The 17,794-nt window shown below is 37.0% G+C and carries 20 protein-coding genes; 18 read left to right on the top strand and 2 right to left on the bottom strand.

The window, feature by feature from the left end:
- The first annotated feature begins 1 nt into the window (after position 1).
- The 11 genes from MKX78_RS16930 to yajC all read left to right on the top strand — a co-directional run bounded on the left by MKX78_RS16930 (position 2) and on the right by yajC (position 7,524).
- Positions 2-340, top strand: coding sequence for a Na(+)/H(+) antiporter subunit C (locus MKX78_RS16930; protein WP_095372427.1), 339 nt, complete (start codon positions 2-4; stop codon positions 338-340).
- Complete coding sequence (locus MKX78_RS16925; RefSeq protein ID WP_095372428.1) at positions 333-1,820, top strand: Na+/H+ antiporter subunit D; 1,488 nt, start codon at positions 333-335, stop codon at positions 1,818-1,820. Before MKX78_RS16930 ends, MKX78_RS16925 begins: the two co-directional genes overlap by 8 nt.
- A gap of 32 nt (positions 1,821-1,852) precedes the next feature.
- Positions 1,853-2,332 (top strand): Na+/H+ antiporter subunit E, encoded by a 480-nt coding sequence (locus MKX78_RS16920; RefSeq protein ID WP_095372429.1) that lies wholly within the window; start codon positions 1,853-1,855, stop codon positions 2,330-2,332.
- Positions 2,329-2,613, top strand: coding sequence for a Na(+)/H(+) antiporter subunit F1 (locus MKX78_RS16915; RefSeq protein WP_095372430.1), 285 nt, complete (start codon positions 2,329-2,331; stop codon positions 2,611-2,613). The genes MKX78_RS16920 and MKX78_RS16915 overlap by 4 nt, the downstream gene beginning before the upstream one ends.
- Positions 2,591-2,965, top strand: coding sequence for a monovalent cation/H(+) antiporter subunit G (gene mnhG, locus MKX78_RS16910; protein ID WP_095372431.1), 375 nt, complete (start codon positions 2,591-2,593; stop codon positions 2,963-2,965). The genes MKX78_RS16915 and mnhG overlap by 23 nt, the downstream gene beginning before the upstream one ends.
- A 200-nt stretch (positions 2,966-3,165) precedes the next feature.
- Complete coding sequence (gene ruvA, locus MKX78_RS16905; protein ID WP_095372432.1) at positions 3,166-3,765, top strand: Holliday junction branch migration protein RuvA; 600 nt, start codon at positions 3,166-3,168, stop codon at positions 3,763-3,765.
- 34 nt (positions 3,766-3,799) lie between these two features.
- Positions 3,800-4,816: a Holliday junction branch migration DNA helicase RuvB gene (gene ruvB / locus MKX78_RS16900; RefSeq protein ID WP_341051667.1), complete on the top strand. Its 1,017-nt coding sequence runs from the start codon at positions 3,800-3,802 to the stop codon at positions 4,814-4,816.
- Positions 4,813-4,995, top strand: a complete 183-nt coding sequence (locus MKX78_RS16895; protein ID WP_095373638.1) for a DUF2905 domain-containing protein — start codon at positions 4,813-4,815, stop codon at positions 4,993-4,995. The genes ruvB and MKX78_RS16895 overlap by 4 nt, the downstream gene beginning before the upstream one ends.
- Before the next feature lie 28 nt (positions 4,996-5,023).
- Positions 5,024-6,052 (top strand): tRNA preQ1(34) S-adenosylmethionine ribosyltransferase-isomerase QueA, encoded by a 1,029-nt coding sequence (gene queA, locus MKX78_RS16890; protein ID WP_341051664.1) that lies wholly within the window; start codon positions 5,024-5,026, stop codon positions 6,050-6,052.
- A 30-nt stretch (positions 6,053-6,082) separates the two neighbouring features.
- On the top strand, positions 6,083-7,222 hold the full coding sequence (gene tgt, locus MKX78_RS16885; protein WP_341051662.1) for a tRNA guanosine(34) transglycosylase Tgt: 1,140 nt from the start codon (positions 6,083-6,085) through the stop codon (positions 7,220-7,222).
- Positions 7,223-7,248: 26 nt separating this feature from the next.
- Positions 7,249-7,524 (top strand): preprotein translocase subunit YajC, encoded by a 276-nt coding sequence (gene yajC / locus MKX78_RS16880; RefSeq protein WP_095372435.1) that lies wholly within the window; start codon positions 7,249-7,251, stop codon positions 7,522-7,524.
- Between the two features lie 65 nt (positions 7,525-7,589).
- Here yajC and MKX78_RS16875 read toward each other — a convergent pair whose 3' ends face one another.
- Positions 7,590-7,973 carry a TIGR04086 family membrane protein gene (locus MKX78_RS16875; RefSeq protein WP_095373639.1) on the bottom strand — a complete coding sequence of 128 codons (384 nt, stop codon included), beginning with the start codon at positions 7,971-7,973 and terminating at the stop codon, positions 7,590-7,592.
- 152 nt (positions 7,974-8,125) lie between these two features.
- Here MKX78_RS16875 and MKX78_RS16870 point away from each other — a divergent pair, with 152 nt between their 5' ends.
- Positions 8,126-8,788 (top strand): DUF421 domain-containing protein, encoded by a 663-nt coding sequence (locus tag MKX78_RS16870; protein WP_412728586.1) that lies wholly within the window; start codon positions 8,126-8,128, stop codon positions 8,786-8,788.
- Between the two features lie 66 nt (positions 8,789-8,854).
- Here MKX78_RS16870 and spoVB read toward each other — a convergent pair whose 3' ends face one another.
- The gene (gene spoVB, locus MKX78_RS16865) at positions 8,855-10,411 is read right to left on the bottom strand and encodes a stage V sporulation protein B (RefSeq protein WP_095372437.1); all 1,557 of its coding nucleotides are present in this window, start codon (positions 10,409-10,411) and stop codon (positions 8,855-8,857) included.
- A gap of 131 nt (positions 10,412-10,542) precedes the next feature.
- On the opposite strand from spoVB, the gene MKX78_RS16860 reads away from it, so the two are divergent.
- The 6 genes from MKX78_RS16860 (at position 10,543) to MKX78_RS16835 (ending at position 17,778) form a co-directional block, all read left to right on the top strand.
- Entirely contained in the window at positions 10,543-10,830 is a 288-nt protein-coding gene (locus MKX78_RS16860) for a post-transcriptional regulator (protein ID WP_233435379.1), read from the top strand.
- 231 nt (positions 10,831-11,061) lie between these two features.
- Positions 11,062-13,329, top strand: coding sequence for a protein translocase subunit SecDF (gene secDF, locus MKX78_RS16855; RefSeq protein WP_095372439.1), 2,268 nt, complete (start codon positions 11,062-11,064; stop codon positions 13,327-13,329).
- 274 nt (positions 13,330-13,603) lie between these two features.
- Positions 13,604-14,503: a cation diffusion facilitator family transporter gene (locus MKX78_RS16850; RefSeq protein ID WP_095372440.1), complete on the top strand. Its 900-nt coding sequence runs from the start codon at positions 13,604-13,606 to the stop codon at positions 14,501-14,503.
- Between the two features lie 11 nt (positions 14,504-14,514).
- Positions 14,515-14,856 carry a LapA family protein gene (locus tag MKX78_RS16845; protein ID WP_095372441.1) on the top strand — a complete coding sequence of 114 codons (342 nt, stop codon included), beginning with the start codon at positions 14,515-14,517 and terminating at the stop codon, positions 14,854-14,856.
- Between the two features lie 51 nt (positions 14,857-14,907).
- Positions 14,908-17,247 (top strand): single-stranded-DNA-specific exonuclease RecJ, encoded by a 2,340-nt coding sequence (gene recJ / locus MKX78_RS16840; protein ID WP_341051658.1) that lies wholly within the window; start codon positions 14,908-14,910, stop codon positions 17,245-17,247.
- Positions 17,248-17,265: 18 nt separating this feature from the next.
- The gene (locus MKX78_RS16835; protein ID WP_095372443.1) at positions 17,266-17,778 is read left to right on the top strand and encodes an adenine phosphoribosyltransferase; all 513 of its coding nucleotides are present in this window, start codon (positions 17,266-17,268) and stop codon (positions 17,776-17,778) included.
- The last annotated feature ends 16 nt before the right edge of the window (positions 17,779-17,794 follow it).

The following is a 17,794-nucleotide window of genomic DNA, read 5'->3' as shown; positions in this document are numbered from 1 at the left end:
TATGGAAACTTTAATGTCGATCTTAATTGGTGTTTTATTTACAATCGGTACGTATTTAATATTAACGAAGAGCTTGATAAGAATTATTTTAGGAACTTCAATTATTAGTCATGGTGTTCATTTGCTTATTCTTACGATGGGGGGCTTAAAAAGTGGAGGTCCGCCTTTATTGGGGATAGATACAACAACCTTTACGGATGCGCTTCCTCAAGCTCTTATTTTAACTGCTATAGTTATCAATTTCGCAACGACAGCCTTGTTTCTCGTGTTAAGTTACCGAGCCTATCAAGAGCTGGGGACGGATAACACTGCAGAAATGAGAGGTGACGAGAATGAATAACTTAGTCATTATGCCGATCATTGTACCTCTTATTATTGGTTTAGTGATGGTCATATTTAGACAGAAAATACTTTTCCATAAGATTTTAAGTGTGTTTACGCTAATAGCTACGGGAGTTATTTCAGGATTTTTGATTTACCAGGTGAAATATAATGGTATTCAAACATTACAATTAGGTGGTTGGGAAGCGCCTTTTGGTGTCAGTATGGTAGCGGATATGTTTTCGGGACTACTTTTATTGACAACAAGTATTGTTGGTCTACTTTGTCTTATCTTTGCTTTTGGTTCCATTGGTGAGGATCGAGAAAGGCATTACTTTTATCCCCTGTTCCTATTCTTAATTACAGGAGTAAATGGTTCTTTTCTCACAGGTGATGTTTTTAACTTATTCGTGTGTTTTGAAGTAATGTTAATCTCCTCCTATGCATTAATCACGTTAGGTGGAGAGAAGAAGCAATTAAGAGAGTCAATCAAATATGTGTTAATCAACCTACTAGCATCTTTCCTATTTTTAGCAGCTGTTGCGTATTTATATTCAGTAACAGGGACGATTAATATGGCACATTTAGCAGAACGTGTAGGAGAAGTAGGGCAGAGTGGGATTATTACTGCAGTGGCAATGATGTTTTTATTTGTCTTTAGTTTAAAGGCGGGTTTATTCTTATTCTTTTGGTTACCGGGTTCTTATAGTGCACCTCCAACAGCTGTAGCGGCAATCTTTGCAGCGCTACTTACGAAAGTAGGAATATACGCGATCTTTAGATTCTTTACTTTGATTTTTTATCATCAACCTGAGGTTACACATTTAATTATTGGTATTATGGCTGCTATTACTATGCTGCTCGGTGCAATTGGTGCCATTGCCTTTAATGATATTAAAAAGATTTTAACATATAATGTCATAGTTGGTGTTGGATTTATATTAGCAGGCTTAGCTACGTATACACATGAAGGATTAACTGGTTCAATCTATTATTTAATACACGATATGGTGATTAAAGCAGTTATTTTCCTTATCGGCGGTGTGATTATTGCTCTTGTAGGTACAAGCAAACTGAATGATATTAGTGGTCTAATTAAGACACACCCTTACCTAGGATGGATGTTCTTTATTGTTGCTCTTTCAATAGCGGGTATTCCTCCATTAAGCGGTTTTATCGGCAAAGTATATATAACAGAAGGAACCTTTGCGGTTGGCTATTACTGGCTAGGGGCAATTGGGTTAATAACGAGTTTAATGGTGCTCTTTTCTGTCATGAAGATATTTATGAACAGCTTTTGGGGAGAAACGATTCTATCAGAAGATATGGAAAAGAGCAGCACGAAAGGTGTCATGTTTCCAATAGTAACACTCGTTTTGTTAACAGTTGGACTTGGATTAGGCGCAGAGGGATTATATGATTACGTGAATATAGCTGTTGAATCTTTAATGAATCCTTCTTCTTATATTGAAGCCGTTTTACTAGGGTATAGCGATTAATATCATTCTAATAGAAAGGGCGGTGAGCGAGCATGGCTATGCAAGTACTAGTCAATTTATTCATTGCTGCGTTATGGATGTTTTTGCAGGATGAATGGAGTTTTTTATCTTTTTTTAGTGGTTATATTGTAGGGATATTTATTTTATTTTTAATAAGAAGATTTTTTGATGATAATTTTTATATCGTTACTTTTATGAACATCCTTAGTCTTTTGTTAGTGTTTATTCATGAGCTATTTACATCTAGTATGGAAGTTGTGAAACAAGTAATTAAACCAAAACTAGATATTAGGCCAGGCATTTTTACATTGGAGACAGAATTAGAAGGTGATATCGAATTAGCATTGCTTTCTTTTCTCCTTTGTTTAACACCAGGTTCGGTAGTGGTTGAGGTAGGAAATGATAACAAAACGTTTTATGTTCATGGACTTGATATCCCAACTTCGAGTGAATCGCTATTAAAGTCCAAGGTTCGATTCGAAAAGTCTATTAAGAGGGTGACAGGAAGATGATTGAGAGTTTATTAGTAGTTGCATTATGTTTTCTTGTCCTATCTATTTTAGCAGCAGTATATCGGCTTATTAAGGGTCCGTCTATTCCGGATCGCGTGCAGGCACTTGATAATATAGGAGTAAATATTATTGCGGCGATAGCGATCATTTCTATATTCATGCGGACGAGTGCGTTCTTTTCAGTCATGTTATTACTGGGAATTTTATCGTTTATTGGTACGATAGCCTTTGCGCGTTTTCTAGAGAGGGGGAAAGTCATTGAATCTGACCGTAACAAGTGAGTTAGGAGCAGGGATTCTCATTATTATAGGGACATTGTTTAGTTTTCTTAGTGCAATCGGTATTTTGCGTTTACCAGATGTATATACAAGGTCTCATGCAGCTTCAAAGAGTTCGACGATTGGTGTGTTATTTACGCTTGTAGGTACTTTAATCTTTTTTCTTGTTCATGAAGGTGTCTTTAGTATTCGATTAATATTAGTCATTTTCTTTGTTTTTTTAACTGCACCTGTATCAGCGCATCTCATCTCACGCTCCGCTTATCGCTCAAAAGTTCCAATGGCTGATGTCACTGTTCAAGATGAGTTAAAGAAAGTATTGGTAGGGAAAGATCGGGAAGGAGACCAGTCTTAATGGCTGGTTTTTTCTTTTATTCCCTAAGCGGCGATAATCTTGCAAACGTGTGCAATTAATTTGCAATGGTTAGTCCACTATTCTCAGTGGTCTGCAGGTGAAAGGAATGATAGTCGTAGCGTAAATAGATATCCTTTTTTCTTCAAGGCGATTTTGTAGTATAATGGTGGGAGGTATGCAAAAGAGGGAGAGAATAAATTTTGTTTGAATATATTATTGGTCGTGTTGACTTCATCGGGCCAGAATACATTGTAGTTGAGAATAATGGGATTGGGTACCAAGTAATTACACCAAACCCATTTAGATATACGACCGATCAAGAAGTGAAAATTTATACATATCATCATGTCAGAGAAGATATTGAATCACTATATGGTTTTACATCACGACAGGAAAAAGCTTTATTCATGAAATTGCTCAATGTAACTGGTATTGGTCCAAAAGGAGCACTGGCAGTTCTTGCTACAGGTCAGCCAGAAGCGGTTGTTCATGCAATTGAGCATGAAGATGAGGCATTTCTTGTGAAGTTCCCAGGTGTAGGTAAAAAAACGGCTAGGCAGATGATTCTTGATTTAAAAGGGAAACTAGTTGATATTGTACCAGACTTGTTACCGAACTTATTTACAGAAGAGAAACAAATAAAAAGTAATCGAAACCATGAATTAGATGAAGCTCTTCTGGCGTTAAAAGCACTAGGCTATTCTGATAAAGAATTAAAGAAAATAACGAAAGATTTAAGTGCTGAAACATTAACTACCGATCAGTATATTAAATTGGCTTTGCAAAAGCTGCTTAAGTAAGAAAGAAGGCAAGGCATGGAAGGATGGTTAACAAATGGATGAGCGTATTATATCAGGAGAAGCGGATCATCAGGATACCTCATTTGAATATAGCTTACGTCCACAAACCTTAGCACAGTATATCGGCCAAGATCAGGTAAAGGAGAATTTGCGCATCTTCATAGAAGCAGCGAAAATGCGTAATGAAACCTTGGATCATGTTCTTCTTTACGGACCACCAGGCCTAGGAAAAACTACTTTAGCAACGATTATTAGTAATGAGATGGGCGTTAATATTCGGACAACAGCAGGGCCAGCCATTGAACGGCCTGGTGATTTAGCGGCTGTCTTGACTTCACTTGAGCCTGGTGATGTATTATTTATAGATGAGATTCATCGTTTGCCAAGGGCAATAGAAGAAGTATTATACCCGGCAATGGAGGATTTTTGTCTTGATATCGTGATTGGAAAAGGCCCAAGTGCTCGTTCTGTCAGACTGGATCTTCCCCCTTTTACTTTAGTTGGTGCTACAACGAGAGCAGGCTCTTTATCTGCACCTTTAAGGGATAGGTTCGGGGTTATGAGTAGACTGGAATATTATAATGAGGGACAACTAAAGGAAATCGTTGTAAGAACAGCGGCGATTCTCGATACAGAAATAGACGAAGAAGCGGCAGATGAGATTGCTCGACGCTCAAGAGGAACCCCTCGTATTGCAAACCGATTGCTTCGTAGAGTTAGGGATTATGCTCAAGTGCGAGGGGATGGTGCAGTTAACCAACAGTTTGCAAACGAGGCATTAGAGATGTTACAGGTCGATAGATTAGGCTTAGATCATATTGATCATAAGTTACTTAGGGGCATGATTGAGCGCTTTCGCGGTGGTCCAGTAGGATTAGAGACAATTGCTGCAACCATTGGAGAAGAAGCACATACGATAGAAGATGTGTACGAACCCTATTTATTACAAATTGGTTTTTTACAAAGGACACCAAGGGGCAGAATTGCGACACAGCTTGTTTATCAACATTTTCAAATGGAGGTGCCATCCAATTGCCAAAATGGTTCATGATTATTGGTGGTCTTCTATTTGTTATTGGTTTTCTTATGCATTTTTTCAATTTAGGAAAGCTCCCTGGAGATATTGTATTTAGAAAAGGGAATACAACTGTTTATTTCCCAATTGTAACGTCAATTATTATTAGTGTGATACTTTCCTTAATTGTCTATTTTATTGGGAAGTCACGTTAAATTATTCAAAAGTTGGAGACGAGACAAAATGAAAGTAGATTTATTTGATTTTAATTTACCAGAAGAGTTAATTGCGCAAACACCGCTTAAAGACAGAACAAGTAGCCGATTAATGGTATTAGATAAGGAGACGGGAGCGGTCCGTCATGACGTGTTTAAACATATTTTAGAATATTTACAGCCAGGTGATGCACTAGTATTGAATGATACAAGAGTATTGCCAGCACGACTTTTTGGAATGAAAGAAGAAACGGGAGCAAAATTAGAAGTGTTACTGTTGAAACAGCTTGAAAATGATCAATGGGAAACACTTGTAAAGCCAGCAAAACGGGTGAAAGTAGGGACAGAAATTATCTTTGGCGATGGTCAGCTGAAAGCGGTATGCCTTGAAGAGAGTGACCATGGTGGACGTGTTTTCAAGTTCAAATATGAAGGGATTTTTTACGAGGTATTAGAGCAATTAGGTGAAATGCCATTGCCACCCTATATTAAAGAACAACTAGAGGATCGAGATCGTTATCAAACGGTTTATGCAAAGGAGAATGGCTCTGCTGCAGCACCTACAGCTGGTTTACATTTTACTGAAGAACTATTAGAAGAAATAAAAGCGCGTGGAATTGAGATTCTTTTCATTACCCTTCATGTGGGTTTAGGTACGTTCAGACCAGTAAATGTAGATGACATTGATCATCATGAAATGCACGCCGAGTTCTATCAAATGACAAAAGAAACAGCTCAAACGTTGAACCGAATTCGGGAAAGTGGTCATAAAATCATCAGTGTTGGTACAACTTCAACAAGAACACTTGAAACAATTGCTACTGCTTTTAACGGACGTTTTGAAGAGTCAAGTGGTTGGACTGATATCTTTATCTTCCCTGGGTATGAATTTAAGGCGATTGATGGCATGATCACGAATTTTCACTTACCAAAATCAACGTTGATTATGCTTATTAGTGCATTGGCTGGTCGTGAGCATGTGCTTGAAGCATATAAGCAAGCAGTAGAAGAAAGGTATCGTTTCTTTAGTTTTGGAGATGCAATGTTTATTAAATAAAAGAGTTTGATATGGAAAAGGAGTTACGTCATGACAGCTATACGTTATGAATTGATAAAAACATGTAAACAAACAGGCGCGAGACTTGGACGTGTTCACACACCTCACGGCTCATTTGAAACACCTGTTTTCATGCCAGTAGGTACGCTAGCGACGGTGAAAACAATGTCACCGGAAGATCTAGTGAATATGGGGGCAGGAATAATTTTAAGTAATACGTATCATCTATGGTTACGACCTGGACATGAGTTGATAAAGGAAGCGGGAGGCTTACATGAATTCATGAATTGGGATCGTGCTATTTTAACTGATTCCGGTGGATTCCAAGTATTTAGTCTTAGTGATTTTAGAAAGATTGAAGAAGAGGGTGTCCATTTCCGTAATCATTTGAATGGAGATAAACTATTTCTTTCACCTGAAAAGGCCATGCAAATACAAAACGCACTGGGCTCAGATATTATGATGGCATTTGATGAATGTCCACCTTTCCCTGCAACACATGAATATATGAAAAAATCTGTTGAGCGAACATCTAGATGGGCCGAGAGATGTTTAGAAGCACATGAACGACCAAACGACCAAGGTTTATTTGGTATTGTTCAAGGTGGCGAATATAATGATTTACGTGCTCAAAGTGCGAAAGACCTTGTTTCACTTGATTTTCCTGGCTATGCAATAGGGGGGTTATCAGTTGGGGAACCAAAGGATATAATGAATAGAGTGTTGGAAGAAACAACACCACTTCTGCCCATTCATAAGCCTCGTTATTTAATGGGTGTCGGTTCACCGGATTCCTTAATTGATGGTGCGATTCGTGGGGTAGATATGTTTGATTGTGTATTACCAACAAGGATTGCAAGAAATGGCACGTTAATGACGAGCGAAGGAAGATTAGTTGTTAAGAATGCGAAGTATGCACGTGACTTTGGTCCGCTAGATGAGAATTGCGATTGCTATACTTGTCGAAATTATAGTCGTGCCTATATAAGACACTTAATAAAATGTGACGAAACTTTCGGAATAAGGCTTACAACTTATCATAACCTTTATTTTCTGTTAAAATTAATGGAAAAGGTCAGAGAGGCAATCAGAGAGGATCGTCTAGGTGACTTTAGAGAAGAATTTTTCGAGAAATATGGTTTTAATAAGCCGAACGCGAAAAACTTCTAATACTTGAAAGGAGGGGAAAAGAGAATATGGATATTTTAGCTACTATTGGGCCGTTAGTCATTATGTTTGTGCTGTTTTATTTCCTTTTAATCAGACCACAACAAAAACGTCAAAAAGCGGTTAATCAAATGCAGAATAGTCTGAAAAAAGGCGATAAAGTAGTTACAATCGGTGGTTTACATGGTTTTGTAGATGCAATCGATGAGGACAAAGTCGTTATCAAGTGTGGCGATGGAAGCCGTCTTACATACGACCGTCAAGCGATTCGTGAAGTAACTGAATCAGCTCCCGGTACCGTTTAAGAATGAAAAAGCTGTTTGAAGTAGTTTTCCTACTTCAAACAGCTTTTTTCATTTTCACTTAACTTCTATTTTGATTTTGAACTCATGTTTACACCTAAAATACCACCCATCATTGCAATGAGAATATAGCAAATAAAGTATACGATTTGTTGAGGATTAAATAGTTTATCAAAACCGAGATATTGGAATAAAAAAATAATGATTGTATAAATCGCACCAGTTATCCCGCCGAGCATCCATCCCCTTTGTTTTCCTTTCCCACCTGAAATGAAACCTCCAGTAAAGAGAGCAATAAAAGAAATGGCTGTCATTACATATTGAACAGAAGACTCTTGTAAGGAAGTAAACCTCAATATAAGAGCGAAAATAAAACTACTAACAATTGCCAATGTGAAAATGGCTATAAGGCCATGTAAAACGGAAGTCCCTAATGCCTTCGATTCTTCGATTGGAAACCTCCCCTTTCTCTTTTGATAAAATTCCTTTGTACAAGCATATTCTTCGGATGGAAAAATAGAAGCAAAATCATAAAATATTTCTTACTCTATTTGATTAAATTGAGAAGTCCTGTACAAGCTAATCTTATAAAGAGGTGGCTATGTTGGAAGAATATTTTATTGTTATATTTCGAACGATTTTACTATATGTTTTAATGACTATCATTTATCGCATCATGGGGAAAAGGGAAATTGGTGAGCTTAGTATACTTGATTTAGTCATTTCAATAATGATTGCTGAGTTGGCTGTTGTTGCGATTGAGAAGAGTGACGAGAAATTATTTAGGAATATTCTTCCTATGCTTATTCTGATGGTTGTACAGATTATTTCCGCCTATTGGTCATTAAAAAGTAAGAAAATGAGGGATCTTGTTGATGGAAAACCAGTCATTTTAATTAATAAAGGGAAGATTGATGAGAAAGCGATGAAAAAACTGCGCTACAATTTAGATGATCTCCTTATGCAACTACGTGAAAAAGATATTTCACTTATATCTGATGTCGAATATGCAATACTAGAGGTATCCGGGAGCTTGTCTGTGATTGAAAAGAGCAATCAGTCATCACAAGCGGACCTTACCCCATCATTTACCCTTCCTCTTGTCATGGACGGGAGAATAAATAGTGAAAACTTAGCATTAATCAATAAGGATGAAGAATGGTTGAAGAAAGAATTAAAGGAAAAAGGGGTTCATGATATTTCAAGGGTGTCGTTATGTAGTTTTGAAAATAATACATTTTATATTGATTTAATTGATGAGAAATAGAAAAGATGTTCATGGGTAGAAAAAACTGAGTGTGTAAATCTAGTCACTCAGTTTTTTATATGAAGGCTATCTAAACATAAATTTCGCTAAAAACTGACCGACTCCCGGAAGTCCTTGTACATCACCTTTTCTAATGAGCTTTGTGAAAATCATGATGATTAGATAGAGTAAACTCATAATCATTGCCCCACATAGGATAGTAGGTACGATGGTGAAATTTAGGTACTTAATTGTAATATATCCGATATAACCGGTTAGGAGCATAGCGCCCGATGTGATTAAGTACTCCCGCATATGAATGGTATAAGAAATGGCTTTTAACAAAGTGGCGAAATGCAGTAGAGTGACTAATACAAAGCCAACAATTAACCCGAGCGCTACTCCTGTAATACCAAAGGCTGGCTGGCTTCCAAGAATAAAGATAACCGCTATTTTAGCAACCGCACCAATCAGGCTATTGATCATGGCAGCACGTGCTAAATCTAGGGCTTGTAGCGCAGACTGCAGTGGCTGTTGGAAATAGTAGAATAGGAAAAGAGGCGCCATTAATTTTAGGAAGTCGGTACCTGTTGTCGAACCATACATGACAGTCATTAATGGTTCAGCCAGAATATAAATAACTACAACTGAAAGACCACCTGTGGTTAAAGAAATCCTTAATGCTTGCTGCAGACGATATTCAATTAAATGAAAGTTATTTACTGCTTTCGCTTCGCTAATGGCAGGTACGAGTGAGGTGGAGAGCGCCATATTAATGAATGATGGTAGCATTAACAAAGGAAGAGCAAATCCGGTTAAGGCACCATATCCTTCTGTAGCAGCAATAGTAGAAACACCAGCTATAGCAAGACTATAAGTTACAACAATTGGCTCTAAAAACCAAGCGACAGAACCGATCATTCTACTTCCAGTCGTAGGTAATGCCACTTCCATAAGTTGTTTAAACGTATCCTTGCCCTTACGGATATGTTGGAAAAATTGTCTTCGTACCTTAAACTTCTTTTTTAATTTAAATGATGCTAGTAAATAAATGAGTGACGCTAATTCGCCAATTACGGATGCAAGCATAGCTCCCGCTGCAGCATATTCAATCCCGTATGGCAAAAATGCTTTAGTTAGTGCAGCAATTAATGTGATTCTTACAACTTGTTCAATAAGTTGTGAATAAGCGGCCGGCTTCATATTTTGCTTACCTTGGAAATATCCGCGTATGACAGAAGAGACGGCAATAATCGGCACAACAGGTGCGATAGCTAATAATGGATATAGCGTCCTGTTATCTGTTAATAAATGCTCTGAAAGATAGGGAGTTAATAAAATTAAAGCTGGTGTAAATAAGATCGATAATGATAATGTACTAGCTAATGAAACAATGAGGATTTTTTTTGTTTTTTCCGTATCTCCTCTTGCTTCCGCTTCCGCCACATTTTTTGAAATTGCTACGGGTAAACCAAGCTGTGTAATTGTTACGACTAGAATAAATGTAGGAAAAGCCATCATATAAAGACCGACACCTTCAGCTCCAATGAACCTTGCGATGACAATCCGATTAATAAACCCGAGTACTCTAGTTACAAGTCCAGCAAATAAGAGAATAATCGTTCCTTGAATAAATTTCGACATTGTACACCCTGCCTTCTCAAATGAAAGGTATTCATATACAATTAATCTATATGCAAGAAGATGGACAAAGCATGACAAGCTTTCGTAATTAAAGTGAGTTATATTTAAAAAAAGGAGAGTTGAATTTGAAAATGCATGCCTATGATATTTTTTTCGAAGAGGTAGAACCTGCAATTGATGTAAAAATCGATGAGTTTCGCTTTCTTGGATATGAACATGTGACAAGAGCGCAATTATGGGAATACTTAAAGAAGAAAAAGTGGAAAACACCTAAATCAACGATACGATTATTTGAAATTGTGGAAGATGTTTTAGGGATAAAAGTTGGAGAATTTATTAACTATACAACTGTTGAAGCTTATATGGACACAGAATTTTCTCTGGAAAATGCTGAGGAAATGAAGGAATTACTAAAATAGAACGAGTTAGTTATCCATCACTTAGTACTCTAGTCATAAACGTTTATCTCAACAACTATGTTGATAAAATTGACAGTCCCTTCCTCTTGTTTCATAATAATAATATTGCGCTTGAGAAAGGTTTTCATTAAACGGTTATAATCATATTTACTTCGTTTATCCTGTTAGAAAAGTCACGGTAAAAAGCTCAATATTTGGGCTTGTTTGGAAAGTGAGGAGGAAATATACATAATGGTAAAGCGTAGCAGAATTCTATCATTTTTTCTAATCATTATTTTATTTGCAAGTTTGATGGGATTCACTTCGAAAGATATTTTAGGAGATGTAAAGCTTGGTCTTGATTTGCAAGGTGGGTTTGAAGTGCTTTATGAGGTGTCGCCTGCAAAAGAAGGCCAAGAAATTGACCAAGCTGCAATGTCAGCAACAGCACAATCTCTAGATCGCCGAATTAATGTCCTTGGTGTAAGTGAACCCAATATTCAAATTGAAGGGGACAACCGCATTAGGGTGCAACTGGCTGGAGTAACAGATCAAGAGCAAGCTAGGGAAATGCTTTCAACTGAGGCCAATCTAACGTTTAGAGACGTGGATGATAATGTGTTGATGGATGGGAGTGACCTTGTTGAAGGGGGAGCATCACAAACATTCGATGAAAATGGTCGTCCGAGCGTCTCTATTAAGTTAAAGAGTGCGGATAAGTTTAGAGAAGTTACTCAAGAAATTGTAAACAAACCAGCAGGGGAGAATCTACTGGTCATTTGGTTAGATTTTGAAGAAGGAGATTCATTCGCCGAAGAAGCGACAAAAGAAGATCCTAAATACTTATCAGCCCCACAAGTGAGTCAAGTATTTAATCAAGATTCGGTTTCAATTGTAGGTAACTTTACTTTAGAAGAAGCAAAAACTTTATCTGATTTATTATCGGCAGGCTCATTACCAGTTAAGTTAGATGAAGTCTATTCTACTTCTGTTGGTGCACAATTTGGTGAGTCAGCATTAGATAAAACCATTATTGGCGGAATAATAGGTATTGCTGCGATTTTCATCTTTATGATTGCTTATTACCGACTTCCTGGAGTCATTGCAGTCATCACTTTATCTGTTTACTTATATTTGACATTAGTCGTATTCAATCTGATGAATGCGGTACTCACATTACCTGGTGTGGCGGCATTAATTCTTGGAGTGGGTATGGCAGTAGATGCAAATATTATTACTTATGAAAGAATAAAAGATGAAATAAGAGTGGGCCGTTCGATTAAAGCTGCATTTAAAGCAGGTAGTAAAAACTCTTTATCAACTATTTTTGATGCCAATTTAACGACATTGTTAGCAGCTGGCGTATTGTTTATTTATGGGACAAGTTCTGTAAAAGGGTTTGCTACGACTTTAATTTTAAGTATTTTGATGAGTTTCATTACGGCTGTATACGGAGCTAGATTACTACTCTGGTTATGTGTAAATAGTAACCTGTTTAAAAACATGCCAGGCATGTTCGGTGTTCATAAGAAAGATATACACCAATTAAATGAAAACCTAGATACAGTAGACTTAACAACTAAATTTGACCGCTTTGACTTCGTTAAACATCGGAAAAAATACTATAGTTTTTCTGGCTTGATGATCGTCCTAGGAATTATTATGCTCTTTATATTCGGCTTAAACTTGAGCATTGACTTTTCACAAGGAACAAGAATTGAGCAAATGTCTAATGAGCCGTTAACGGAAGACGGTTATCAAGCATCTTTAGCAGAAATAGGTATAGAAACGGACGATATCGTTATTTCGGGTAATAATAATGAAATTGGTGTCGCCCGTATAAAAGACGAGGTATTCAATAAAGAACAAATTGCTGAGTATCAATCACAACTAGAAGATGAATATGGAAGTATTCCTAACATTAGTACTGTTACCCCAACAGTAGGTAAAGAAATAGCGATGAATGCAATAAAAGCATTAGCCATAGCGGCCATAGGAATTATTCTGTATGTCACCATCCGTTTCGAATGGAGGATGGCTTTAGCCGCAGTACTAGCTTTATTGCATGACGCCTTCTTTATTGTTGTTATATTTAGTGTGACAAGGCTAGAAGCGGATCTTACATTTATAGCTGCTGTCTTAACCATTGTTGGTTATTCAATCAATGATACAATCGTTACATTTGACCGCATACGTGAGAATATGGTTAGGAAGAAGAAAATTAAAACCTTTGAGGAGCTTGCGCAAATAGCTAATCAAAGTTTGCGGCAAACGCTGGGTCGATCAATTAATACCATTATTACAGTCGTACTAGCTGTACTCGGACTGTTGATATTTGGTAGTGAAGCGATACGTAACTTTAATATTGCTTTATTAATAGGGTTAATTGCCGGTACTTATTCATCTATCTTCCTTGCGACACAAATGTGGCTATCATGGAAAGGTATGCAACTGAAAAAGCATGGCGTATTAATTACTTATAAAGAAAAGAAACAGAAAACGGACGAACCACAAGTTTAAAAGAAGATATCAAGCATCTGCATAAAATGGCAGATGCTTTTTTTTATCGCTTTCATAACATAGATGTCACTATATTCATTGCTAAATCGCAAGTATGGGTTTAGTAAGGTATATAGGTGGTATTGCTAGGTCTTTATTGTATGCTCTCGTTTTTTATCCCCCTCCATTTAGAGTCAGTAATTAGTTAAAGTAGGAGGCACGCTCTAGTTATGGTTATGATTTTAGTTGTTATGGAAATAATAGGTAGATGAATGATCAAGAGGGGGATTTTTAAATGCTTGTTGAGAAAGAAGTGAGGTTTAAACGGGCCGAGAATGCAGCAATTTTAGGAATGGGGGCAAATATTGCCCTAGCTATTTTCAAATGGGTAATTGGAGTTCATTCTGGTAGTAAAGCTTTAATAGCGGATGCGATCCATTCAGCATCTGATGTAGCAGGTTCACTCGCTGTTTATATTGGCTTAATTGCAGCTAAAAGGCCTCCAGATGAGGACCATCCATATGGACACGGTAAAGCTGAATTAATTGCTGCAATTATTGTTGCTGTATTTCTATTCTTTGTTGGTATAGAGATTTTCATATCATCATTTCAATCATTATTTCAACCTGTTGAAGCTCCGAAGGTATATGCGATTATTGCTGTGATTGTTTCCATCCTAGTAAAAGAGGGAATGTTTAGATATAAGTTTAAACTGGGAAAAGAGTTAAATAGTGATGCACTTATTGTAAATGCCTATGAACACCGCTCAGATGTCTATTCCTCATTAGCTGCATTAATTGGTATAGGTAGTGCGATTATAGGAGGAAAATTAGGGCTCAATTGGCTAGAATATGCGGACCCTGTCATTGGTTTAGTAGTAGCTTTTATGATTCTCCATATGGCTTTTCAACTAGGGAAGGAAGCCATTCATAATACAATGGATCATGTGTTAAGCCCTGAGGCATCAAGTTATCTATTTTCTGCTGTCGATAAAGTAGAAGGAATTAAACGAATTGAAGAGCTGCATGCAAGAGAGCATGGGCATTACTTAATTATTGATTTAAAGATAGCCGTAGACCCATCTCTCACTGTTGAAGACGGTCATCTCATTGTAAAAAATGCAAAAGAAAAACTAATGGCTTTTCATCAAGTGCAAAACGTTTTTATTCAAATGATTCCATATGATCATACATAGGAGGGGAATAAATGAAAAATCAATGGATTATATTACTCAGTATTGTTTTTACATTAATTGTTGCTATTTTTGCTGTTATTAACGTCGATCCTGTTACGGTTAATTATCTATTCGGCGAAAGTAGTTGGCCGCTGATTCTCGTTATTTTAAGTTCTGTATTAATGGGAGGTCTCATTGTTAGTTCAGTCGGTTTAATAAAAATTTTTAATTTACAAAGAGAAGTCAAATCGTTGAAAAAACAGTTAGTAGCGCTTAAAGGAAATGAGGGACAAAAAGAAGCAGATAAAACTCATCAAGTGAAAAGTGAATTTCATGATGCTAAACAATTAAAGGTAAGCAACAACAAAGAATAATTGAAACGAATGCGACGCTCTAGTATAATGTAAAAGTTGAGGGGTGAACGTATGTTACATTCTAAAACGCGTTGGAATGTTCGTCAATCAGATGAAGCCTCTGTCGAGGAACTCATAAACGGATTAAATATTTCATCTGCGTTGGCTACATTACTTGTTAATCGCGGCTTTAATACCGTCGAATCAGCACGGTATTTTTTATTTGATGAAAAAAAAGAATTTCACGATCCTTTCTTATTAAATGATATGGATTTGGCTGTTTCGCGTATACAACGAGCGATTAAAAATAACGAATCGATTATGATTTTTGGAGACTATGATGCCGATGGTGTTACGAGTACTACTGTCATGATGAGAACATTAACATCACTAGGAGCAGATGTGCAATTTTACATACCTAACCGGTTTACGGAAGGTTATGGGCCAAATGTTCCGGCATTTCAATATGCTAGTGATATCGGTGTTTCGTTAATTATTACTGTTGATACAGGAATTGCTGCTATCGAACCTGCGCAAGCGGCTAAAGAAATGGGAATCGATTTAATTATTACGGATCATCATGAACCAGGCCCTGTCTTGCCAGAGTGTCTGGCAATCATTCATCCGAAACTTCCTGACAGTCGTTATCCTTTCAAAGAACTTGCTGGAGTTGGTGTAGCATTTAAGCTTGCTCATGCTCTATTAGGTAATGTGCCAAATGATTTATTAGAGTTTGTTGCAATTGGTACAGTTGCAGACCTTGTTTCATTGACGGATGAAAATCGGTTAATTGTGAAGAAAGGTCTTAAAAAGCTGCAATCAACACAGAATCTTGGTATCAGATCATTAATATCGTTAGCTAATGTCAAATTAGCAGAGATGACAGAAGAGACAATCGGCTTTACGATTGCACCAAGATTAAATGCTGTAGGTAGATTAGATTCTGCGGACCCTGCAGTGGAATTGTTATTAACTGAAGATGCGCTTGAGGCTGAAGCGTTAGCTGAAGAAATCGACCAAATGAATAAAGAGCGACAATCAATTGTTCATACCATGGCTGAAGAAGCGATTCAACAAGTTGAGGCGGAATATCCAATTGAGGAAAATCCGGTCATTGTAGTAGGTAAAGAAGGTTGGAACCCTGGGGTTGTTGGAATTGTGGCTTCAAGGCTAGTAGAGAAATATTATCGTCCTGTTATATGTCTAAGTTTCGATTCACAACAAGGAATAGCTAAAGGATCTGCGAGGAGTATAACTGGCTTTGATCTGTTTCATAATCTGTCGCAATCTCGAGATATCCTTCCTCATTTTGGTGGTCACCCAATGGCTGCAGGAATGACCTTGAAACTTGATGATGTTGACATACTTCGTCAAAGGCTTATCCAGCTTGCGAAGGAACAGTTAAACGAAGATGACTTTATACCGATTACTAATCTAGATGCTGAATTAAGGGTAGCTGATGTTAATTTAGAAATGATCGCTGAAATACAACAATTGGCACCGTTTGGTATTGATAATCCTAAGCCGAAAGTAATGTTAAAAGAGGCAAATGTCAGTCTGTTAAAGAGAATTGGGACCAATAAAACACATCTGAAGATTACATTAGAAGATAATGATGTGACATTGGATGGAATTGGATTTGGATTTGGAGAATACGCAGAACAAATTTCTATGGATGCTAGTCTTGCTATTGTAGGGGAACTTTCTATTAACGAATGGAATAATATAAAGAAGCCACAAGTCTTTATCCAAGATATACGTATACAAGAATGGCAATTATTTGATATTAGAGGCGCCAAACGTTTAGACACAATTGTCACACATGTCCATCATGAAACCTCTGAATGGATCGTATTTAATAAGGAAAATCATGAAAAATTTTTACCTTATAATCCCAATGTATCGTTGATTCTGTCTGACGAAGAGGCAGAAAATATTATATTAGATGGTAAGCATGTGGTTTTTTGTGATTTACCACCACACAAGGAAAGACTAGAGGCTATTTTGCGTGGGAAAAGTCCAGAAAGAATTTATTGTCATTTCTATCAAACAAATGATATATTCTCTATGGCGACTCCAAACCGTGACCATTTTAAATGGTACTATGCGCTCATTGCTAAGAGAGGGCCTTTTAACCTTGAAGAAAGAAAAGCAGAGGTAGCTAAATTTAAAGGCTGGCAAGTTTCTTATATTGATTTTATGACTGAAGTGTTTTTTGAACTAGAATTTGTTAAAATAGATAATGGGATGATTTCTCTTAGTGATGCAAAACAAAAGAGAGATTTATCGGAATCACAGGCTTTTTGCATAAAGCAACAACAAGTGAAGTTAGAAAATGAATTGCTTTATTCAAAAGCAGGTCAATTAAAAGATTGGTTTGATGGGCTGCTTCAGAATGCCTATGTGAATTGAGGAGGCAAAGGAAAGAAGATGGATTTAAAACAATATATTACTATAGTAGAGGATTGGCCAAAACCAGGTATCACATTTAAAGATATTACTACATTAATGGATAATGGTGATGCTTATAGATATGCAACAGACCAAATTGTTACTTATGCGAAAGAAAAACAGATTGACCTTGTTGTCGGGCCAGAAGCGCGTGGATTTATAATTGGATGTCCAGTAGCTTATTCTTTAGGAGTAGGATTTGCACCTGTTCGTAAAGAAGGTAAACTACCTAGAGAAACGGTAAAAGTAGATTATGGTCTGGAATATGGTAAAGATGTCTTAACTATCCATAAAGATGCGATTAAGCCTGGTCAACGCGTATTAATCACGGACGATCTTCTAGCTACAGGTGGAACCATTGAGGCAACAATAAAATTAGTAGAAGAACTAGGTGGAGTTGTTGCAGGTATTGCCTTCTTAATCGAGTTAAGCTATTTAGATGGTAAAGAGAAATTAAAGGATTATGATGTTTTAACTTTAATGACTTATTAATAGATTCTAGAGAGCA

The sequence above is a fragment of the Cytobacillus sp. FSL R5-0569 genome, from assembly GCF_038007265.1.
GTDB lineage: Bacteria > Bacillota > Bacilli > Bacillales > Cytobacillaceae > Cytobacillus > Cytobacillus kochii.
Note: the sequence above shows the minus strand (reverse complement) of the source record. Positions and strands in the feature narration are given on the sequence as shown.